This window comes from Streptomyces sp. NPDC001070, from assembly GCF_053598835.1.
In genome coordinates this window covers 178,607-196,278 of sequence record NZ_JBSFLB010000016.1, presented here as the reverse complement: position 1 = coordinate 196,278, position 17,672 = coordinate 178,607, and the positions used below count along the sequence as shown (strand labels likewise).

Genomic DNA, 17,672 nt, shown 5'->3' with positions numbered 1-17,672 from the left:
CAGCGGCTCGATCACGAACCGGGAGCGGAACTCGTCGACGACCTCTTCGGTCAACGAGGGGCGCTGAGCGATCAGCATGAGGTATTGCCTCCAGTCTTCGGCACCCACTATTTGATGCCGAGGCTTCAAGGGTACGGGCGGCGCGGCGCGAGATGCGCCGCACCGCCCGGGACCGTGAGCCGCTACTACTTCGAGTAGAGCTCGACGATCAGCTGCTCCTGCACCTGGGTGTCGATCACCGGGCGCTCGGGCAGGTTGTGCACGAGGACCCGCAGTCGCGTGGGGATCGCCTCCAGCCAGGCCGGGACGGTCCTCTCGCCTGCCTCCCCCTGGGCCACCACGAAGGGCGTCAGGTTACGGGAGGACTCGCGGACCTCGATGATGTCGTTCGCGACGACACGGGCCGACGGGATGTCGGTCTTGACGCCGTTCACGAGGAAGTGGCCGTGACGGACCAGCTGTCGCGCATGGTCGCGCGACTTGGCGAAGCCCGCCCGGTAGACCACGTTGTCCAGCCGGGACTCGAGGATGCGGAGCAGGTTCTCACCGGTCTTGCCGGTCCTGCGGTTCGCCTCCTCGTAGTACCCGCGGAACTGCTTCTCAAGGACACCGTAGATGCGCGCGCACTTCTGCTTCTCGCGCATCTGCAGGAGGTACTCGCTGTCCTTGGTGCGCCCGCGTCCGTGCTCACCCGGGGGGTAAGGACGGATCTCGATCGGGCACTTTGCGCTCTCGCACTTGCTCCCCTTGAGGAAGAGCTTCTGCTTCTCCCGACGGCAACGCTTGCAGTCGGCCCCGGTGTAACGCGCCATTCCTGTTTGTCTCCTACCTGCTCAGCGGATTGCTGATCAGACGCGCCGGCGCTTCGGCGGGCGGCATCCGTTGTGCGGGGTCGGAGTGACGTCCTGGATCGAGCCGACCTCGAGGCCGGTGGCCTGGAGGGAGCGGATCGCGGTCTCACGGCCGGAGCCGGGGCCCTTGACGAACACATCGACCTTGCGCATGCCGTGCTCCTGCGCGCGACGCGCGGCCGACTCGGCGGCCATCTGCGCGGCGAACGGGGTCGACTTGCGCGAGCCCTTGAAGCCGACGTGGCCGGCGGAGGCCCAGGAGATCACGTTGCCGGACGGGTCCGTGATCGAAACGATGGTGTTGTTGAACGTGCTCTTGATGTGGGCGTGCCCATGAGCGACGTTCTTCTTCTCCTTGCGGCGCACCTTCTTGGCGCCGGCCTGACGGCCCTTCGGAGGCATATGTGGTTACTCCCGGTGGAGGTGGTCGGTCCTACAGCGAAGACCGCTGACGAGCGTCCGCTGAGGACTACTTCTTGCCCGGCTTCTTCTTGCCGGCGATGGCGCGACGCGGGCCCTTGCGGGTGCGGGCGTTGGTGTGGGTCCGCTGGCCGTGGACCGGCAGGCCGCGGCGGTGGCGCAGGCCCTGGTAGCAGCCGATCTCGACCTTGCGGCGGATGTCCGCCTGGATCTCGCGACGGAGGTCACCCTCGGTCTTGATGTTGGCGTCCACGTACTCGCGGATCTTGACGAGGTCCTCTTCGTCCAGGTCGCGAACGCGGGTGTTCGGGTTCACGCCGGTGGCGGCGAGGGTCTCCTGGGCCAGGGTGCGGCCGATGCCGAAGACGTAGGTGAGGGCGACTTCCACACGCTTTTCGCGCGGAATGTCAACACCTGAAACGCGTGCCATTCAATGGCTCCTGTTGGTGTTCGGGGGTCTTCCGCAGCACCGCTCCTGACCGCCGTACGAGGTACGGATCAGGTCCCCGGCCCCCGCCGGAGGTGTCGTCAGCCGGACCGGTCCGGCCCGACGGATGCTGCGTATGTACACATGTTGCTCGCGTCGCGCGAAGAACTGCGAGGTGCAGGTCGGCGTGCGTCAGCCCTGGCGCTGCTTGTGGCGCAGGTTGTCGCAGATGACCATGACCCGGCCGTGACGGCGGATCACCTTGCACTTGTCGCAGATCTTCTTGACGCTCGGCTTGACCTTCATGGGATGTCAGGTTCTCCGGGTCGTGAGATCTACTTGTAGCGGTAGACGATCCGTCCGCGCGTGAGGTCGTAGGGGGACAACTCCACAACGACCCGGTCATCGGGAAGGATGCGGATGTAGTGCATCCGCATCTTGCCGCTGATGTGCGCGAGGACCTTGTGACCGTTCTGCAGCTCCACCTTGAACATAGCGTTCGGCAGAGACTCGATAACGGTGCCCTCGATCTCGATGGCGCCTTGCTTCTTGGCCATGTCCTGCTTTCGGGATCGGCTACCTTGGTCGGCTTTTGGCATGCCTGAAGACATACGTAAGCCGACGTGACAGTCTACGCCAGGCATCCTCGAAAGACGAATCCGGGGTGTATGCCCCCGAAAGATGATCGTTAAGCGGACCCGCGGTGGGACGCTCAGGCCAGCGGATCCGGCGCGGCAGTGATCCCGTACTCCGCCAGCTTGGCCTTGCCGCCGTCGGGGGCGGTCAGGACCAGCGGGCCCTCCTCGGTCAGCGCGATGGAGTGCTCCCAGTGGGAGGACCAGGTGCCGTCGTCGGTCTTGACCGTCCACTCGTCCTCGAGGACGTGGGTGAGCGGGGTACCCAGGCTCACCATCGGCTCGATGGCCAGGCACAGGCCCGGCACCAGGCGGGGGCCCTTGCCGCGCTTGCGGGAGACGTAGTTCAGCAGGTGGGGGTCCATGTGCATCTGCGAACCGATGCCGTGACCGCCGTACTCCTCGATGATCCCGTACTTGCCGCCGCCGGGCTTCGGCTGGCGGCGGATGTAGGTCTCGATGGCGCGGGAGATGTCCACCAGCCGGTCGCCCTTGCGGAAGGCGGCGATGCCGGCCCACATGGACTCCTCGGTCACCCGGCTCAGCTCGATCAGCTCCGGCGCGTGGCCGCTGCCCACGAAGGCGGTGTAGGCGGCGTCGCCGTGCCAGCCGTCGACGATGGCGCCGCAGTCGATGGAGATGATGTCGCCGTCCTTCAGGACGGTCTCGGTGTCGGGGATGCCGTGGACGACGACGTCGTTCACCGAGGTGCAGATCGTGGCGGGAAAGCCGCCGTACCCGAGGAAGTTCGACTTGGCGCCGTGGTCGGCGAGGACCTTGCGGGCGACGTCGTCGAGATCCTTGGTGGTGGCCCCGGGGACGGCCGCCTCACGGGTGGCCTCGTGGATGGCGGCGACGACAAGACCCGCCGCGCGCATCTTCGCGATCTGCTCGGGGTTCTTGATCTCCACCATCGGCTCTCGCCTTCCTTCGTCCACCGGATACCTCAACGGTACGGCCGCGGCGTCCTCGGGGACACCACGGCCGTATCGGTCATGCGTGTGTTCAGGCGGCGCTGTCGCCCGTGTCCTTCTTGTCGTGCAGCGCGTCCATCGACCGCTTGGTCACCTCGGCGACCTTGCCCAGAGCCGAGATCGTGCGCACCAGGCCCTGCTGCTTGTAGTAGTCGATGATCGGCTCGGTCTTGCTGTGGTACTCCTCGAGCCGGACGCGCACCTTCTCCTCGGTGTCGTCGGACCGCTGGTACAGCTCACCGCCGCACTCGTCGCAGACGCCCTCGGTGGCCGGAGGGTTGTAGACCACGTGGAAGACATGGGCGCCGCTCTTGCGGCACAGCCGGCGACCGGCGATCCGCTTGACGACCTCCTCCTCGGGGACCTCCAGGTCCAGCACCGCGTCCAGCGCTATTCCGTTCTCGGCGAGGATCTTGTCGAGCGCCTGGGCCTGGCCCACGTTCCGCGGGAAGCCGTCGAGCAGGAAGCCGTTCCCGGCGTCCGGCTGCAGCATGCGGTCCTTGGCCATGCCGATGGTGATCTCGTCGGGGACCAGCCGGCCGGCATCCATGTACTCCTGGGCCTTGCGGCCCAGCTCCGTGCCCTGGCTGATGTTCGCCCGGAAGAGGTCGCCCGTGGAGATGTGCGGAATCGACAAGTTCCTGGCAAGGTACGCGGCCTGCGTACCCTTGCCGGCCCCGGGAGGCCCGACGAGGACGATGCGCATCAGCGGAGGAACCCTTCGTAGTTACGCTGCTGAAGCTGGCTCTCGATCTGCTTCACGGTCTCCAGGCCGACACCCACGATGATGAGGATGCTCGTCCCGCCGAACGGGAAGTTCTGGTTCGCGTTGAACAGCACCAGCGCCACGGTGGGCACCAGGGCGATCAGACCCAGGTACATCGCGCCCGGCCACGTGATGCGGTTGAGCACGTAGCTGAGGTACTCCGCGGTGGGACGACCAGCCCGGATGCCCGGGATGAACCCACCATACTTCTTCATGTTGTCCGCGACTTCTTCGGGGTTGAACGAGATGGCCACGTAGAAGAAGGCAAAGAAGACAATCAGCAGGAAATACGCGGTGATGTAGATCGGGTGATCGCCCTTGACCAGGTTGTCCCTGACCCAGTTTGCCCAGGTAGAGGTGGAACCGCTGAACTGGACGACCAGTGACGGGATGTACAGGAGCGATGACGCGAAGATGACAGGAATCACACCCGCCTGGTTCACCTTCAGCGGGATGTAGGTGGACGTGCCACCGTAGGAACGGCGCCCGATCATGCGCTTCGCGTACTGCACGGGGATGCGGCGCTGCGCCTGCTCGACGAAGACGACCAGCGCGACCATCGCCAGGCCCACGAGGATGACGGCGCCGAACTCGACCCAGCCGCCCGCGATCTTGCCGGACTTCTTGATCGCCCAGAGGGCGCCGGGGAAGCCGGCCGCGATCGACAGGAACATCAGGATCGACATGCCGTTGCCGATGCCGCGGTCGGTGATCAGCTCACCCAGCCACATGATCAGCGCGGTGCCCGCGGTCATCGTGATGACCATCGTGACCGTCGTGAAGATCGACTGGTTGGGGACGATGCTGAAGCGCTCCTGGCAGCCCTGGAACAGGGTGCCGGCGCGGGCGGTGGCCACCAGGCCCGTCCCCTGCAGGACCGCGAGGGCGACCGTGAGGTACCGCGTGTACTGCGTGATCTTCGTCTGGCCGGCCTGCCCCTCCTTCTTGAGGGCTTCCAGGCGGGGGATGACCACGGTCAGCAGCTGCAGGATGATGCTCGCGGTGATGTACGGCATGATGCCGAGCGCGAAGATGGTCAGCTGAAGGAGCGCGCCGCCGCTGAACAGGTTGACCAGGCCGAAGAGGCCCTGGCTGCCCTGAACCTCCTTGATGCACTGGTTGACGACCTGGTAGTCGATTCCAGGGATCGGGATGTGCGCTCCCAGCCGGAACAGCACCATGATGCCCAGCGTGAACAGCAGCTTCTTGCGCAGGTCGGGCGTCCTGAACGCCCGGGCGAACGCGGTGAGCACGGTGCCTCCTGCGCCCCCCGCTCACGGCGAGGGGGTCACGGTATTGTAGTTCGACGTATACGTAGAGTAGATGAGCGGCCGCAGACCACCCTGAAAGCTACAGCGCGCGCCAGCCTACCCGGGGCCGCGCCTTCTGCGGAACTGCCGACTCGGACGTCTCGATCACTTGTCTCACTTATTAAGGAGATCGTCGTGCGCGATGCCGTTTCCGCGTCTTCTTTTTTTGTTGACCGGACCACAGCGTAAGTCATCACGGCACGGCCCGTGAGTCATCTCCGCAGGCCCGCGCGGGCCGGATGCGGAGCACCCGCCGTACGGGACCCGAACCGGCCACGACGCGCGCACCCGGTCCGGCGGACGGAACCGGCCGGACGACGGCCGCACATCCCGCTCGCGACGACTTCGGACACGGCGGCGGAATGCTCGTGAAGTGAACCGCGTACGCGCTATCGAGCGGGAAAAGCACGAGTTCCGGATACGCGGAGAACGGCATCCTCGCGCGGCCGCCGCTCTGACGAGTCGGGACGGCCCGTCAGCCCGTCAGCTCGTCACAGAGCGGGAGCGACGGCCGGCAGACACGTGCCCGCGCCACGGCCGCGCGGTGGGCCGGGCCGGCCCGTACGAGGGCCTCGGCGGCCCGGGCCGCCCGCCGTCCCCGGCAGCCGCGTCCCCGACGCCGTCGACGAGCCCACATGCGAAAACAGGACCGGGCGACTCCCGTGAGGGAGCCGCCCGGTCCTGCTGGTTCCGGTCAGGGACCGGGCCCGATGTCAGACGAGCTCGGTGACCGAGCCGCCGGCAGCGGTGATCTTCTCCTTGGCGGAGCCGGAGACCGCGTCAACGGTCACCTGCAGCGCCACGGAGACCTCGCCGGTGCCGAGCACCTTGACGAGCTGGTTCTTGCGCACCGCGCCCTTGGCGACCAGATCGGCCACCGTGACCTCGCCACCCTCGGGGTAGAGCGCGGCCAGCTTGTCCAGGTTCACGACCTGGAACTCGGTGCGGAAGGGGTTCTTGAAGCCCTTCAGCTTCGGGAGACGCATGTGGAGGGGCATCTGCCCGCCCTCGAAGCGCTCCGGAACCTGATAGCGGGCCTTGGTGCCCTTGGTACCACGACCGGCCGTCTTGCCCTTGGAGGCCTCACCACGACCGACACGGGTCTTGGCGGTCTTGGCACCCGGGGCGGGACGGAGGTTGTGGACCTTCAGCGGAGACTGCTCTCCCATGTCAGTCGACCTCCTCGACCGTGACGAGGTGGCGGACGGTGTGGACCATGCCGCGGATCTCCGGGCGGTCCTCCTTGACCACAACGTCGTTCAGCCGCTTCAGGCCGAGCGAACGCAGGGTGTCACGGTGGTTCTGCTTGCTGCCGATGTAGGACTTGACCTGCGTGACCTTGAGGCGAGCCATTACGCACCCACCCCTGCACGCGCCCGGAGCAGAGCCGCGGGGGCCACGTCCTCGAGCGGCAGACCACGACGGGCGGCGATCTCCTCGGGGCGCTGCAGCCCACGGAGAGCCTCCACCGTGGCGTGCACGATGTTGATCGCGTTGTCGGAGCCGAGGGACTTCGACAGCACGTCGTGGATACCGGCGCACTCCAGAACGGCACGCACCGGGCCACCGGCGATCACACCGGTACCGGGGGAAGCCGGCTTGAGCAGGACGACGCCCGCGGCCTTCTCGCCCTGGATGGGGTGCGGGATGGTGCCCTGGATACGGGGGACCTTGAAGAAGTGCTTCTTGGCCTCCTCAACGCCCTTGGCGATGGCGGCCGGCACCTCCTTGGCCTTGCCGTAACCGACACCCACGGTGCCGTCACCGTCGCCCACCACGACCAGCGCGGTGAAGCTGAAGCGACGACCACCCTTCACAACCTTGGCGACGCGGTTGATCGCGACGACGCGCTCAACGTACGCGGTCTTCTCGGCGGCAGCTGCGCCGCCGTCACGGCCCTTCCGGTCCCGCCGCTCGCCGCCACCGGCACCGCCACCGCGGCGCTGGGGTCCAGCCATTGGATTTACCTCTCTCTGTTTCCGCTAGCTACGGAACCGGCTCAGAAACCGAGCCCGGCTTCGCGGGCGGCGTCGGCCAGGGCGGCGATGCGACCGGCGTACCGGTTGCCACCACGGTCGAACACGACGGTCTCGACACCGGCAGCCTTGGCACGCTCGGCAACCAGCTGGCCGACCTTCTTCGCCTGCTCGGTCTTGTCGCCCTCGCCACCCCGGATGGAGGTGTCCAGGTGCGACGCCGAGGCCAGGGTGTGGCCCGCGATGTCGTCGATGACCTGCGCCGTGATACCCCGGTTGGAACGGGTCACGACCAGGCGCGGACGCGCCTCGGTGCCCGAGATCCGCTTGCGAACGCGGATGTGGCGACGCTTCTTGGCGGCGCCCTTGTAGGCGTTGCCCTTGGCGATCTTCACACCGTATGCCATGGCTTACTTACCAGCCTTTCCGACCTTGCGGCGGATGACTTCGCCCTCGTACTTGACGCCCTTGGCCTTGTACGGGTCGGGCTTCCGCAGCTTGCGGATGTTCGCGGCGACCTCGCCGACCTTCTGCTTGTCGATGCCCTCGACCGAGAACTTGGTGGGGGTCTCGACCTTGAAGGAGATGCCCTCGGGGGCCTCGACGAGGATCGGGTGGCTGTAGCCCAGGGCGAACTCCAGGTTGGAGCCCTTCGCCTGGACGCGGTAGCCGACACCGCTGATCTCGAGCTTCTTCACGTAGCCCGCGGTCACGCCGGTGATCATGTTCGCCACCAGCGTGCGGGACAGGCCGTGCAGGGCCTTGTTCTGACGCTCGTCGTTGGGGCGCGACACCTGCAGGGTGCCGTCCTCGTTCTTGACGATGTCGATCGGCGCGGCAACGGTGTGGGTCAGGGAACCCTTGGGGCCCTTCACCGAGACCGTCCGGCCATCGATGGTGACGTCCACGCCGGCGGGAACCGGGATGGGCAGCCGTCCAATACGCGACATGGCTTTACCTCCGTTTCCCGACTACCAGACGTAGGCGAGGACTTCCCCACCCACGCCCTTCTTGTTGGCCTGCTTGTCGGTGAGGAGCCCGTGGGAGGTGGAGATGATCGCCACGCCCAGGCCGCCGAGCACCTTCGGCAGGTTGGTGGACTTTGCGTAGACCCGCAGACCGGGCTTGCTGATGCGCTTGATGCCGGCGATCGAGCGCTCGCGGTTCGGACCGAACTTGAGGTCGATGACGAGGTTCTTGCCGACCTCGGCGTCCTCGACCTTCCAGCCCTGGATGTAACCCTCCTGCTGGAGGATCTCCGCGATGTGCGACTTGATCTTGCTGAACGGCATGGTGACCTCGTCGTGGTACGCGGAGTTCGCGTTCCGCAGACGCGTCAGCATGTCTGCGATCGGGTCAGTCATGGTCATGTGATGGCCTTAGGCCTCTCTCGCCGGGGTTTCCTATATGCGCCATCCCTCTCCCCCATGAGACTGGGGACGGGTGCGGCGCGGGGACCTACGGCGTAGTAAGACGGTCTTGGGCGGCGAGCGCCCAACCCTTCTACCTTACGGTATGCGGGAAGGGAGTTCCGCCGCCCGCCAGGGCGCCCTCGGAAGGGCGGTGGCGGGCGACGGGCGGGATCTCGCCGTCCTTGATGCTCACCGAGAGTCCCTGGACAACCCAGAAGGGTTGTTACCAGGAGCTCTTGGTCACGCCCGGCAGCTCACCGCGGTGCGCCATCTCACGAAGGCACACACGGCACAGGCCGAACTTGCGGTACACGGAGTGCGGACGGCCGCAGCGCTGGCAGCGCGTGTAGGCGCGCACGCCGAACTTGGGCTTGCGGGCGGCCTTCGCGATAAGAGCCTTCTTCGCCACGGCTCACGCCTCCTTGAACGGGAAGCCGAGGTGACGAAGGAGCGCGCGGCCCTCAGCGTCGTTGGTCGCCGTGGTCACCACGGTGATGTCCATACCCCGGACACGGTCGATCTTGTCCTGGTCGATCTCGTGGAACATGACCTGCTCCGTGAGACCGAAGGTGTAGTTGCCGCGGCCGTCGAACTGCTTCGGCGACAGACCGCGGAAGTCGCGGATGCGCGGGAGCGCGAGCGACAGCAGACGGTCCAGGAACTCCCACATGCGGTCACCGCGGAGGGTGACGTGGGCGCCGATCGGCTGGCCCTCGCGCAGCTTGAACTGCGCGATGGACTTCCGGGCCTTGGTGACGGCCGGCTTCTGGCCGGTGATCGTGGTGAGGTCGCGGATCGCGCCCTCGATCAGCTTGGAGTCGCGGGCGGCGTCGCCCACACCCATGTTGACCACGATCTTGGTGAGACCGGGGATCTGCATGACGTTCTCGTACTGGAACTCGTCACGCAGCTTGCCCGCGATCTCCTCGCGGTAGCGCGTCTTCAGACGCGGCTGCACGCGCGTCGTGTCGGTGGCAGTCATCAGATGTCCTCACCGGTCCGCTTGGCAACGCGGATCTTGTTGCCCTCGTCGTCGAAGCGGTAGCCGACGCGGGTCACGACCTTCTTGCCGTCCTTCTCCACGACCAGTTGGACGTTGGAGACGTGGACGGGAGCCTCGGTCGTGATGATGCCGCCGGTCTGCGAGCCGCGAGCGGTCTGGCCGGCCTTGGTGTGCTTCTTGACCCGGTTGACACCCTCGACCAGGACACGGTCCTCAGCCGGGTAGGCCGCGATGACCTTGCCCTGCTTGCCCTTGTCCTTACCGGTGATGACCTGGACCAGGTCGCCCTTCTTGATCTTCATCGGTTACAGCACCTCCGGCGCGAGCGAGATGATCTTCATGAACTTCTTCTCGCGCAGCTCCCGGCCCACGGGGCCGAAGATGCGGGTGCCGCGGGGGTCACCGTCGTTCTTGAGGATGACGGCCGCGTTCTCGTCGAAGCGGATGTACGAACCGTCGGGACGGCGGCGCTCCTTGACGGTGCGCACGACGACCGCCTTGACGACGTCGCCCTTCTTCACGTTGCCACCGGGGATCGCGTCCTTGACGGTGGCGACGATGACGTCACCGATTCCCGCGTAGCGGCGACCGGAGCCACCGAGCACACGGATGCAAAGGATCTCCTTCGCACCAGTGTTGTCGGCGACACGCAGTCGCGACTCCTGCTGGATCACGTCTATCTCCTGATCGTCTGCCGGTTCCCGCGGGGCCCTTCCGGGACACCTGCGAGCCTGGCGGAACCGTCCTGCGGGGAGCCCCCCGCAGGAATTACGTGCCGGCCGGGGCCGGGCCGCGCGAACGGATCACGCGGCCCGGCCGGCCGGGCGGTCTTACTTGGCCTTCTCGAGGATCTCGACGACGCGCCAGCGCTTGGTCGCGGACAGCGGCCGGGTCTCCATGAGGAGGACACGGTCGCCGACGCCCGCGGCGTTCTGCTCGTCGTGCGCCTTGAGCTTGTTGGTACGGCGGATGACCTTGCCGTACAGGGCGTGCTTCACGCGGTCCTCGACGGCGACCACGACGGTCTTGTCCATCTTGTCGCTGACCACGAGGCCCTCGCGGGTCTTGCGGAAACCGCGCTGCTCGCTGCTCTCAGTCACATTCTTCTCGCTCATCAGGCGTTCTCCACCGTCTCGATGCCGAGCTCACGCTCACGCATGAGGGTGTAGATCCGGGCGATGTCCTTGCGGACAACCTTCAGCCGGGAGTTGTTCTCGAGCTGTCCGGTGGCCGCCTGGAAGCGGAGGTTGAACAGCTCCTCCTTGGCCTCACGCAGCTTGGCGACGAGCTCCTCGTCACCCAGCTGGCGCAGCTCGGTCGCCTTGGTACCGGCCGCCATTACAGCTCACCTGCCTCGCGCCGGACGATCCGGCACTTCATCGGAAGCTTGTGGGCGGCTCGGGTGAGCGCCTCACGCGCAACCTTCTCGTTCGGGAAGGACAGCTCGAACATCACCCGACCGGGCTTGACGTTCGCGACCCACCACTCCGGGGAGCCCTTACCGGAACCCATGCGGGTTTCGGCCGGCTTCTTCGTGAGCGGGCGGTCCGGGTAGATGTTGATCCAGACCTTGCCGCCACGGCGGATGTGACGGGTGATGGCGATACGAGCGGACTCGATCTGCCGGTTCGTCACGTACGCGGGGGTGACGGCCTGGATGCCGTACTCACCGAACGCCAGCTCGGTGCCACCCTTGGCCATGCCATCACGCTTCGGGTGGTGCTGCTTACGGTGCTTGACCCGACGGGGGATCAGCATGGGGGTCAGGCCTCCGTTCCGGTGGTCTCCGCAGCCGGGGCCTCAGCGGTGGTCGCCTCGGCCTTGGGGGCCTGGGCGTCACCCTGGGGACGACGGCCACGGCCGCCGCGCTCGCCACCGCGGCGCTGCGGACGGTCATTGCCACCGCCACGGGCCGGGCGGTTGCCGGCGCGGGCGGCGGCGTTCTCGGCGCGGACCTCGGCGATGTTCTTGACGTCGCCCTTGTAGATCCACACCTTCACGCCGATGCGGCCGAAGGTCGTACGGGCCTCGAAGAAGCCGTAGTCGACGTTGGCGCGCAGCGTGTGCAGCGGAACGCGGCCCTCGCGGTAGAACTCCGAGCGGGACATCTCGGCGCCGCCGAGACGGCCACCGCACTGGATCTTGATGCCCTTGGCGCCGGCCTTCATCGTGCTCTGCATCGACTTGCGCATGGCACGACGGAAGGAGACGCGGGAGGACAGCTGCTCGGCGACGGCCTGGGCCACCAGCTGAGCGTCCGTCTCCGGGTTCTTGACCTCGAGGATGTTCAGCTGGACCTGCTTGCCGGTCAGCTTCTCCAGGTCACCGCGGATGCGGTCGGCCTCCGCGCCGCGACGGCCGATGACGATGCCCGGCCGGGCGGTGTGGATGTCGACGCGGACGCGGTCGCGGGTGCGCTCGATCTCCACCTTGGAGATGCCGGCCCGCTCCATGCCCTGCGTCATCATCCGGCGGATGGCGACGTCTTCCTTGACGTAGTCCTTGTAGAGCTTGTCGGCGTACCAACGGGACTTGAAGTCCGTCGTCACGCCGAGCCGGAACCCGTGCGGGTTAACCTTCTGGCCCATTACCGGGTTCCTTCCTTGCTGCTGACGACCACGGTGATGTGGCTGGTCCGCTTGCGGATCCGGTAGGCGCGGCCCTGAGCACGCGGACGGAACCGCTTCAGGGTCGGGCCCTCGTCGACGTACGCCTCGCTGATGTACAGCGACTCGGCGTCGGTGTGGTCGTAGTTGTGCGCGGCGTTGGCAATGGCGCTGTCGAGCACCTTGCCCACCGGCACGCTCGCGGCCTGCGGGGCGAAACGCAGGACCGCCTGAGCCTCCGTGGCGCTCATGCCACGGATGAGGTCCACCACGCGGCGGGCCTTCATGGGCGTGACGCGGATGTACCGCGCCTGGGCCCTGGCTTCCATGGTTGTCCCTTCGGTGTCTGTCATGGTCTTCGCTTTCCGCAGATCAGCGACGACGCGACTTGCGGTCGTCCTTCTCGTGGCCGCGGAAGGTGCGGGTCGGCGCGAACTCGCCGAGCTTGTGGCCGACCATCGACTCGGTGACAAACACCGGGACGTGCTTACGGCCGTCGTGCACCGCGATCGTGTGGCCCAGCATCGCCGGGATGATCATCGAGCGGCGGGACCAGGTCTTGATGACGTTGTGGGTACCGGCCTCGTTCTGAGCGTCCACCTTCTTGATCAGGTGGTCGTCGACGAAGGGCCCCTTCTTGAGACTGCGCGGCATCTAAACCCGCTCCTAGCGCTTCTTGTTCGTCTTGCGGCGGCGGACGATGTACTTGCTGCTGGCCTTCTTCGGCGAGCGAGTACGACCCTCCTTCTGACCCCACGGGCTGACCGGGTGGCGACCACCGGAGGTCTTGCCCTCACCACCACCGTGCGGGTGGTCGACGGGGTTCATGGCCACACCGCGGACGGTCGGGCGGACGCCCTTCCAGCGCATACGGCCGGCCTTGCCCCAGTTGATGTTCGACTGCTCGGCGTTGCCGACCTCGCCGACGGTGGCGCGGCAGCGGACGTCGACCAGGCGGACTTCACCGGACGGCATACGAAGGGTGGCCATGGAGCCCTCCTTCGCCAGCAGCTGCACGGAGGCACCGGCGCTGCGCGCCAGCTTCGCGCCGCCGCCGGGCCGGAGCTCGATGGCGTGAACGGTCGTACCCACCGGGATGTGGCGCAGCGGCAGGTTGTTGCCCGGCTTGATGTCGGCGCCGGCGCCGTTCTCGATCCGGTCACCCTGGTTCAGCTTGGCCGGGGCCAGGATGTAGCGCTTCTCGCCGTCCGCGTAGTGCAGGAGCGCGATGCGCGCGGTGCGGTTGGGGTCGTACTCGATGTGCGCGACCTTGGCCGGCACGCCGTCCTTGTCGTGACGACGGAAGTCGATCACGCGGTAGGCGCGCTTGTGGCCACCGCCCTGGTGGCGAACGGTCACACGACCGGTGTTGTTACGGCCGCCCTTGCTGTGCAGGGGGCGGACCAGCGACTTCTCCGGCGTGGACCGCGTGATCTCGACGAAGTCGGCGACGCTGGAGCCACGACGGCCCGGGGTCGTCGGCTTGTACTTGCGGATACCCATTTCTCAGTCCTCGGAAGATTCCGGACTTCTGGACGAACCGATCTCCGTTAGGAGACCGGACCGCCGAAGATGTCGATGCGGTCGCCCTCGGCGAGGGTCACGATGGCGCGCTTGGTGTCCTTGCGCTTGCCGAAACCGGTGCGGGTGCGCTTGCGCTTGCCCTGGCGGTTGATCGTGTTGACCCCGGTGACCTTGACCGAGAAGACCGCCTCGACGGCCTGCTTGATCTGGGTCTTGTTGGCACGCGGGTCGACGACGAACGTGTACTTGTTCTCGTCCAGCAGCGCGTAGCTCTTCTCGGAAACCACCGGCTTGACCAGGATGTCACGGTGGTCCGTGAAGGTCTTGCTGGTGATCGCGGTCTGCTCGGCCATCAGGCGTCGCTCCCTTCGGTCTCGGCGGCGCCGTTACCGGTGAAGCGGTCGAAGGCGGCCTTGGTGAAGACCACGTCGTCGGAGACGAGCACGTCGTACGTGTTCAGCTGGCCGGCCTCCAGGATGTGGACCTGGGGCAGGTTGCGGGCGGAGAGCCACGCGACCTCTTCGGCGCGGTCGGCGACGAGCAGCACGTTCTTGCGGTCGCTGATCTTGCCCAGCAGCGTCTTGGCGGACTTGGTCGACGGGGCCTCGCCCTCGACGACGCCGGTCACGACGTGGATGCGGTTGTGACGCGCCCGGTCGGTGAGGGCACCGCGCAGGGCGGCGGCCTTCATCTTCTTCGGGGTCCGCTGCGAGTAGTCACGCGGCACGGGACCGTGCACGACGCCACCACCGGCGAACTGCGGGGCGCGGGTCGAGCCCTGACGGGCGCGGCCGGTGCCCTTCTGGCGGTACGGCTTCTTGCCACCGCCGCGGACCTCGCCACGGGTCTTGGTCTTGTGGGTGCCCTGACGGGCGGCAGCGAGCTGCGCCACGACGACCTGGTGGATCAGCGGGATGCTGACCTTCGCGTCGAAGATCTCGGCGGGGAGCTCAACGGTCCCGGCCTTGTCGCCGGCGGGCGACAGAATGTCAATGGTGCTCATATCCTCAGGCCCCCTTGGCCGCGGTGCGGACCAGGACGAGGCCGCCGTTCGGGCCGGGAACCGCGCCCTTGATGAGCAGCAGGCCCTTCTCCGCGTCAACGGCGTGGACGGTCAGGTTCTGGGTGGTGACCCGCTCGTTGCCCATGCGGCCCGCCATGCGCAGGCCCTTGAAGACACGGCCCGGGGTGGCGCAGCCACCGATGGAACCGGGAGAGCGGTGCTTGCGCTGGGTGCCGTGACCGGCGCCGAGGCCCTTGAAGTTGTGACGCTTCATGACACCGGCGAAGCCCTTGCCCTTGCTCTTGCCGGTGACGTCCACCTTCACGCCGGCCTCGAAGACCTCAGCGGTGATCTCCTGGCCGAGGGTGTACTCGGCGGCGTCGGAGGTGCGGAGCTCCACCAGGTGACGGCGAGGGGTCACGTCGGCCTTGGCGAAGTGGCCCTTGAGGGGCTTGTTCACCTTGCGCGGGTCGATCTCGCCGAAGGCGATCTGGACCGACTCGTAACCGTCGACGTCGTTCGTGCGGACCTGGGTCACGACGTTCGGGCCGGCCTTGACCACGGTCACCGGGACGACACGGTTGTTCTCGTCCCAGACCTGGGTCATGCCGAGCTTCTCGCCCAGGATGCCCTTGATCTGCTTAGCCATCTGTTCCGCGCCTCTCAGAGCTTGATCTCGATGTCGACGCCGGCCGGAAGGTCCAGGCGCATCAGCGAGTCAACGGTCTTGGGCGTCGGGTCGAGGATGTCGATCAGGCGCTTGTGCGTGCGCATCTCGAAGTGCTCGCGCGAGTCCTTGTACTTGTGCGGCGACTTGATGACGCAGTACACGTTCTTCTCAGTGGGCAGCGGCACCGGGCCCGCGACCTGCGCACCAGTACGCGTCACCGTCTCGACGATCTTCTTCGCCGAGGAGTCGATGACCTCGTGGTCGTAGGCCTTGAGCCGGATGCGGATCTTCTGTCCCGCCATGGCTACTTCGTAGTCCTGTCTGCTAGTTAACGCTCTGGAACTCGGTGGTTCGACCGCCTTCTCCGACCCACGCGGTCGGGCGTGTCGCTTCCCTTCCCCTAAATCTCCGCATGGCGGAGACCCTCAGGGAGAGGGATACATGGGAGAAGACACCCACCGAGTGCCTGGCGAGCACCCCGCTGACGCTTCCCGGAAGATTCCCGTACGTCCGCCCCACGAGGGACGACGAGTACTGTGGGACTCGCTTCCGGTCCTCCCGACGGGAGGCGCGCAGCATCGGCACTCGACCGAGCAACCCGGCTAGTCTGCCATACCGGACGCGTCGGACGCCAATCGGGGCGGAGTACCTTACCCCCCGTCCCCGCTCCGCCAAACACGGGTCACAGTCCCGATGTGTAGACCAGCCGCCGCGGCGTGCCGGCCGGGGCGTCCGAGGGGATGTCGGGGGTGGCGTTGGCGGAGAGCCAGGAGGCGAGGAAGTCCGTCGGGACGTCGCCGTACGTGTCCTTGTAGAGCGCCGCCACGCCCGTGACGTGCGGCGCGGCCATCGACGTACCGCTCATGCGGACCAGGCCGCCGCCCATGGCCGCCGAGGTGATCCCCGTACCGGGGGCGCTGATGTCCACGCACGGGCCCCAGTTGCTGAAGGACGCCTTGTGGTCGGACTCGTCGACGGCGGCGACGGTGAAGGCGCCGGGCGCCGCGGCCGGGGAGGCCTCGCAGGCGTCCCCGTCGGAGTTGCCCGCGGCGACGACCGGGAAGACACCCGCGGCCGCCAGGCCCTCCACGGCGCGGTCGGCCGTCTCGCTGCGCGCGCCGCCGGTCGACAGATTGGCGACGGCGGGCTTCACCGCGTGGGCGGCCACCCAGTTCATCCCGGCGACCACGGTGGCCACCGAGCCCCGGCCGTCGCAGCCCAGGACCCGCACCGAGACCAGCTTCGTGGCCCGGGCCACCCCCGACTGGGCGCCGCCGACCGTCCCCGCGACATGGGTGCCGTGGCCGTTGCAGTCGGCGCCGTTCCGGCCGTCCTCCACCGCGTCGAAGCCCGGCACCGCGCGACCGCCGAACTCGGCGTGCCCGTACTCGATGCCGGTGTCGATGATGTACGAGGTGACTCCGGCGCCCGTCGCCCGCACCGCGAAGCCGCTGCCGCCGCGGGCCCGGTTGTTGATCCGGGTCAGGCCCCAGGACGTCTCGGCGGCGGCCGCAGCGACCTGCGTCGCCGGCTTCGGCGCCGCGACCACCGCGTCCTGCTCCACGGCATCCACCCCGGGCTCCGTCCGCAGCCGGGAGACCTGTCCGTCGGTCAGCCGCGCGGCGAAGCCCACCAGCGCGCTGGTGAAGGTGAACATCGGCTCCGCCGCCACGCTGCGCAGCACCGAGCCCGGATCCGTCCCCGCCCGCAGCACCACCAGATACTGCCCCGCGATGCCGCCCTGCGCCGCCATCCGCAGCGGCGCCCCCGGCGGCTCCGGGGCCCGGGCGACGCCGCCGAGGGCGGGCAGGACGGCCGCCAGGACGGCGACGACCACTGCCCGGCGCTGGGACAGGCGCATGGCGGGCTCCTCGGGGGACTCGTACGAGTGTGCACCGAACGTCACCAGTAGTAACACCGGGTGAACCGCCCCTGCTCGCGCAGTGTGCCAATCGGGCGAGCGGGCCCGGCGGCCGTGCGGCCGGAGCATGCCGGGGAGACCGGCGGCGACGGCCCGATGGCGGCCGCGCGTCGCCCGGGTGGCGCATGCCGCACCCCGGCGCGGCAACCTGCGGGCCGAAGGATCCCTCTAACG

At 67.6% G+C, this 17,672-nt stretch carries 30 protein-coding genes; all 30 read right to left on the bottom strand.

Going from position 1 to position 17,672, the window contains the following annotated elements:
* Window positions 1-185: 185 nt before the first annotated feature.
* Entirely contained in the window at window positions 186-812 is a 627-nt protein-coding gene (gene rpsD, locus ACWDAS_RS21310) for a 30S ribosomal protein S4 (RefSeq protein ID WP_450393015.1), read from the bottom strand.
* A 36-nt stretch (window positions 813-848) separates the two neighbouring features.
* Window positions 849-1,253, bottom strand: coding sequence for a 30S ribosomal protein S11 (gene rpsK, locus ACWDAS_RS21305; RefSeq protein WP_018558890.1), 405 nt, complete (start codon window positions 1,251-1,253; stop codon window positions 849-851).
* 67 nt (window positions 1,254-1,320) lie between these two features.
* The gene (gene rpsM / locus ACWDAS_RS21300; RefSeq protein WP_089226450.1) at window positions 1,321-1,701 is read right to left on the bottom strand and encodes a 30S ribosomal protein S13; all 381 of its coding nucleotides are present in this window, start codon (window positions 1,699-1,701) and stop codon (window positions 1,321-1,323) included.
* A gap of 189 nt (window positions 1,702-1,890) precedes the next feature.
* Entirely contained in the window at window positions 1,891-2,004 is a 114-nt protein-coding gene (gene rpmJ / locus ACWDAS_RS21295; protein WP_003956441.1) for a 50S ribosomal protein L36, read from the bottom strand.
* 29 nt (window positions 2,005-2,033) lie between these two features.
* Window positions 2,034-2,255, bottom strand: a complete 222-nt coding sequence (gene infA, locus ACWDAS_RS21290) for a translation initiation factor IF-1 (RefSeq protein WP_003956442.1) — start codon at window positions 2,253-2,255, stop codon at window positions 2,034-2,036.
* Between the two features lie 155 nt (window positions 2,256-2,410).
* The gene (gene map / locus ACWDAS_RS21285) at window positions 2,411-3,247 is read right to left on the bottom strand and encodes a type I methionyl aminopeptidase (RefSeq protein WP_450393012.1); all 837 of its coding nucleotides are present in this window, start codon (window positions 3,245-3,247) and stop codon (window positions 2,411-2,413) included.
* 91 nt (window positions 3,248-3,338) lie between these two features.
* The gene (locus tag ACWDAS_RS21280) at window positions 3,339-4,013 is read right to left on the bottom strand and encodes an adenylate kinase (protein WP_450393009.1); all 675 of its coding nucleotides are present in this window, start codon (window positions 4,011-4,013) and stop codon (window positions 3,339-3,341) included.
* Window positions 4,013-5,326, bottom strand: a complete 1,314-nt coding sequence (secY, locus tag ACWDAS_RS21275; RefSeq protein WP_450393006.1) for a preprotein translocase subunit SecY — start codon at window positions 5,324-5,326, stop codon at window positions 4,013-4,015. Before secY ends, ACWDAS_RS21280 begins: the two co-directional genes overlap by 1 nt.
* A gap of 770 nt (window positions 5,327-6,096) precedes the next feature.
* Window positions 6,097-6,552 (bottom strand): 50S ribosomal protein L15, encoded by a 456-nt coding sequence (gene rplO / locus ACWDAS_RS21270; protein ID WP_431960949.1) that lies wholly within the window; start codon window positions 6,550-6,552, stop codon window positions 6,097-6,099.
* Between the two features lies 1 nt (window position 6,553).
* Window positions 6,554-6,736 carry a 50S ribosomal protein L30 gene (gene rpmD / locus ACWDAS_RS21265; protein ID WP_018558884.1) on the bottom strand — a complete coding sequence of 61 codons (183 nt, stop codon included), beginning with the start codon at window positions 6,734-6,736 and terminating at the stop codon, window positions 6,554-6,556.
* Window positions 6,736-7,341 (bottom strand): 30S ribosomal protein S5, encoded by a 606-nt coding sequence (rpsE, locus tag ACWDAS_RS21260; RefSeq protein WP_319158054.1) that lies wholly within the window; start codon window positions 7,339-7,341, stop codon window positions 6,736-6,738. Before rpsE ends, rpmD begins: the two co-directional genes overlap by 1 nt.
* A gap of 41 nt (window positions 7,342-7,382) precedes the next feature.
* A complete protein-coding gene (rplR, locus tag ACWDAS_RS21255; RefSeq protein WP_361800633.1) occupies window positions 7,383-7,766 on the bottom strand; it encodes a 50S ribosomal protein L18 in 384 nt (127 codons plus the stop codon).
* Window positions 7,767-7,769: 3 nt separating this feature from the next.
* Complete coding sequence (gene rplF, locus ACWDAS_RS21250) at window positions 7,770-8,309, bottom strand: 50S ribosomal protein L6 (RefSeq protein ID WP_450393003.1); 540 nt, start codon at window positions 8,307-8,309, stop codon at window positions 7,770-7,772.
* A 21-nt stretch (window positions 8,310-8,330) separates the two neighbouring features.
* Window positions 8,331-8,729: a 30S ribosomal protein S8 gene (rpsH, locus tag ACWDAS_RS21245; protein ID WP_450393000.1), complete on the bottom strand. Its 399-nt coding sequence runs from the start codon at window positions 8,727-8,729 to the stop codon at window positions 8,331-8,333.
* A gap of 265 nt (window positions 8,730-8,994) precedes the next feature.
* Entirely contained in the window at window positions 8,995-9,180 is a 186-nt protein-coding gene (locus ACWDAS_RS21240; RefSeq protein WP_003956452.1) for a type Z 30S ribosomal protein S14, read from the bottom strand.
* Window positions 9,181-9,183: 3 nt separating this feature from the next.
* Window positions 9,184-9,753 carry a 50S ribosomal protein L5 gene (gene rplE / locus ACWDAS_RS21235; protein ID WP_450392996.1) on the bottom strand — a complete coding sequence of 190 codons (570 nt, stop codon included), beginning with the start codon at window positions 9,751-9,753 and terminating at the stop codon, window positions 9,184-9,186.
* On the bottom strand, window positions 9,753-10,076 hold the full coding sequence (gene rplX / locus ACWDAS_RS21230) for a 50S ribosomal protein L24 (RefSeq protein WP_319139015.1): 324 nt from the start codon (window positions 10,074-10,076) through the stop codon (window positions 9,753-9,755). The genes rplE and rplX overlap by 1 nt, the downstream gene beginning before the upstream one ends.
* A 3-nt stretch (window positions 10,077-10,079) precedes the next feature.
* Window positions 10,080-10,448 carry a 50S ribosomal protein L14 gene (rplN, locus tag ACWDAS_RS21225; RefSeq protein WP_055718836.1) on the bottom strand — a complete coding sequence of 123 codons (369 nt, stop codon included), beginning with the start codon at window positions 10,446-10,448 and terminating at the stop codon, window positions 10,080-10,082.
* A 156-nt stretch (window positions 10,449-10,604) separates the two neighbouring features.
* The gene (gene rpsQ, locus ACWDAS_RS21220; RefSeq protein WP_031524791.1) at window positions 10,605-10,889 is read right to left on the bottom strand and encodes a 30S ribosomal protein S17; all 285 of its coding nucleotides are present in this window, start codon (window positions 10,887-10,889) and stop codon (window positions 10,605-10,607) included.
* Window positions 10,889-11,113 carry a 50S ribosomal protein L29 gene (gene rpmC, locus ACWDAS_RS21215; RefSeq protein WP_431960947.1) on the bottom strand — a complete coding sequence of 75 codons (225 nt, stop codon included), beginning with the start codon at window positions 11,111-11,113 and terminating at the stop codon, window positions 10,889-10,891. Before rpmC ends, rpsQ begins: the two co-directional genes overlap by 1 nt.
* A complete protein-coding gene (rplP, locus tag ACWDAS_RS21210; protein ID WP_018558876.1) occupies window positions 11,113-11,532 on the bottom strand; it encodes a 50S ribosomal protein L16 in 420 nt (139 codons plus the stop codon). The genes rpmC and rplP overlap by 1 nt, the downstream gene beginning before the upstream one ends.
* A 5-nt stretch (window positions 11,533-11,537) precedes the next feature.
* Window positions 11,538-12,362: a 30S ribosomal protein S3 gene (rpsC, locus tag ACWDAS_RS21205; RefSeq protein WP_431944479.1), complete on the bottom strand. Its 825-nt coding sequence runs from the start codon at window positions 12,360-12,362 to the stop codon at window positions 11,538-11,540.
* Window positions 12,362-12,709 carry a 50S ribosomal protein L22 gene (gene rplV, locus ACWDAS_RS21200; RefSeq protein WP_361800744.1) on the bottom strand — a complete coding sequence of 116 codons (348 nt, stop codon included), beginning with the start codon at window positions 12,707-12,709 and terminating at the stop codon, window positions 12,362-12,364. The genes rpsC and rplV overlap by 1 nt, the downstream gene beginning before the upstream one ends.
* Before the next feature lie 43 nt (window positions 12,710-12,752).
* The gene (gene rpsS, locus ACWDAS_RS21195; protein ID WP_431944481.1) at window positions 12,753-13,034 is read right to left on the bottom strand and encodes a 30S ribosomal protein S19; all 282 of its coding nucleotides are present in this window, start codon (window positions 13,032-13,034) and stop codon (window positions 12,753-12,755) included.
* Between the two features lie 12 nt (window positions 13,035-13,046).
* Window positions 13,047-13,883 carry a 50S ribosomal protein L2 gene (gene rplB, locus ACWDAS_RS21190; protein WP_450392989.1) on the bottom strand — a complete coding sequence of 279 codons (837 nt, stop codon included), beginning with the start codon at window positions 13,881-13,883 and terminating at the stop codon, window positions 13,047-13,049.
* Window positions 13,884-13,930: 47 nt separating this feature from the next.
* Complete coding sequence (gene rplW / locus ACWDAS_RS21185; RefSeq protein WP_450392987.1) at window positions 13,931-14,257, bottom strand: 50S ribosomal protein L23; 327 nt, start codon at window positions 14,255-14,257, stop codon at window positions 13,931-13,933.
* Window positions 14,257-14,907, bottom strand: a complete 651-nt coding sequence (gene rplD, locus ACWDAS_RS21180; RefSeq protein ID WP_450392984.1) for a 50S ribosomal protein L4 — start codon at window positions 14,905-14,907, stop codon at window positions 14,257-14,259. The genes rplW and rplD overlap by 1 nt, the downstream gene beginning before the upstream one ends.
* A 4-nt stretch (window positions 14,908-14,911) precedes the next feature.
* Window positions 14,912-15,556 (bottom strand): 50S ribosomal protein L3, encoded by a 645-nt coding sequence (gene rplC, locus ACWDAS_RS21175; protein WP_431944486.1) that lies wholly within the window; start codon window positions 15,554-15,556, stop codon window positions 14,912-14,914.
* Between the two features lie 14 nt (window positions 15,557-15,570).
* On the bottom strand, window positions 15,571-15,879 hold the full coding sequence (rpsJ, locus tag ACWDAS_RS21170) for a 30S ribosomal protein S10 (protein ID WP_014144312.1): 309 nt from the start codon (window positions 15,877-15,879) through the stop codon (window positions 15,571-15,573).
* 380 nt (window positions 15,880-16,259) lie between these two features.
* Complete coding sequence (locus ACWDAS_RS21165; RefSeq protein ID WP_450392980.1) at window positions 16,260-17,483, bottom strand: S8 family peptidase; 1,224 nt, start codon at window positions 17,481-17,483, stop codon at window positions 16,260-16,262.
* Window positions 17,484-17,672: the final 189 nt, after the last annotated feature.

Bases quoted from the DNA above. Each gene is read 5' to 3' on its own strand.
- rplR (WP_361800633.1), bottom strand. From the start codon at position 7,766: ATGGCATACGGTGTGAAGATCGCCAAGGGCAACGCCTACAAGGGCGCC.
- map (WP_450393012.1), bottom strand. From the start codon at position 3,247: ATGGTGGAGATCAAGAACCCCGAGCAGATCGCGAAGATGCGCGCGGCG.
- infA (WP_003956442.1), bottom strand. From the start codon at position 2,255: ATGGCCAAGAAGCAAGGCGCCATCGAGATCGAGGGCACCGTTATCGAG.
- rplX (WP_319139015.1), bottom strand. From the start codon at position 10,076: ATGAAGATCAAGAAGGGCGACCTGGTCCAGGTCATCACCGGTAAGGAC.
- rplO (WP_431960949.1), bottom strand. From the start codon at position 6,552: ATGGGAGAGCAGTCTCCGCTGAAGGTCCACAACCTCCGTCCCGCCCCG.
- rplD (WP_450392984.1), bottom strand. From the start codon at position 14,907: ATGAGCACCATTGACATTCTGTCGCCCGCCGGCGACAAGGCCGGGACC.
- rplB (WP_450392989.1), bottom strand. From the start codon at position 13,883: ATGGGTATCCGCAAGTACAAGCCGACGACCCCGGGCCGTCGTGGCTCC.
- rpsK (WP_018558890.1), bottom strand. From the start codon at position 1,253: ATGCCTCCGAAGGGCCGTCAGGCCGGCGCCAAGAAGGTGCGCCGCAAG.
- rpmC (WP_431960947.1), bottom strand. From the start codon at position 11,113: ATGGCGGCCGGTACCAAGGCGACCGAGCTGCGCCAGCTGGGTGACGAG.
- rplE (WP_450392996.1), bottom strand. From the start codon at position 9,753: ATGACTGCCACCGACACGACGCGCGTGCAGCCGCGTCTGAAGACGCGC.
- rpsC (WP_431944479.1), bottom strand. From the start codon at position 12,362: ATGGGCCAGAAGGTTAACCCGCACGGGTTCCGGCTCGGCGTGACGACG.
- rplC (WP_431944486.1), bottom strand. From the start codon at position 15,556: ATGGCTAAGCAGATCAAGGGCATCCTGGGCGAGAAGCTCGGCATGACC.
- rpsD (WP_450393015.1), bottom strand. From the start codon at position 812: ATGGCGCGTTACACCGGGGCCGACTGCAAGCGTTGCCGTCGGGAGAAG.
- rplV (WP_361800744.1), bottom strand. From the start codon at position 12,709: ATGGAAGCCAGGGCCCAGGCGCGGTACATCCGCGTCACGCCCATGAAG.
- rpsE (WP_319158054.1), bottom strand. From the start codon at position 7,341: ATGGCTGGACCCCAGCGCCGCGGTGGCGGTGCCGGTGGCGGCGAGCGG.
- rplW (WP_450392987.1), bottom strand. From the start codon at position 14,257: ATGGCCGAGCAGACCGCGATCACCAGCAAGACCTTCACGGACCACCGT.
- rplF (WP_450393003.1), bottom strand. From the start codon at position 8,309: ATGTCGCGTATTGGACGGCTGCCCATCCCGGTTCCCGCCGGCGTGGAC.
- rpsM (WP_089226450.1), bottom strand. From the start codon at position 1,701: ATGGCACGCGTTTCAGGTGTTGACATTCCGCGCGAAAAGCGTGTGGAA.
- rplP (WP_018558876.1), bottom strand. From the start codon at position 11,532: ATGCTGATCCCCCGTCGGGTCAAGCACCGTAAGCAGCACCACCCGAAG.
- rpsH (WP_450393000.1), bottom strand. From the start codon at position 8,729: ATGACCATGACTGACCCGATCGCAGACATGCTGACGCGTCTGCGGAAC.
- rpmD (WP_018558884.1), bottom strand. From the start codon at position 6,736: ATGGCTCGCCTCAAGGTCACGCAGGTCAAGTCCTACATCGGCAGCAAG.
- rpsS (WP_431944481.1), bottom strand. From the start codon at position 13,034: ATGCCGCGCAGTCTCAAGAAGGGGCCCTTCGTCGACGACCACCTGATC.
- rpsQ (WP_031524791.1), bottom strand. From the start codon at position 10,889: ATGAGCGAGAAGAATGTGACTGAGAGCAGCGAGCAGCGCGGTTTCCGC.
- rpmJ (WP_003956441.1), bottom strand. From the start codon at position 2,004: ATGAAGGTCAAGCCGAGCGTCAAGAAGATCTGCGACAAGTGCAAGGTG.
- ACWDAS_RS21280 (WP_450393009.1), bottom strand. From the start codon at position 4,013: ATGCGCATCGTCCTCGTCGGGCCTCCCGGGGCCGGCAAGGGTACGCAG.
- rpsJ (WP_014144312.1), bottom strand. From the start codon at position 15,879: ATGGCGGGACAGAAGATCCGCATCCGGCTCAAGGCCTACGACCACGAG.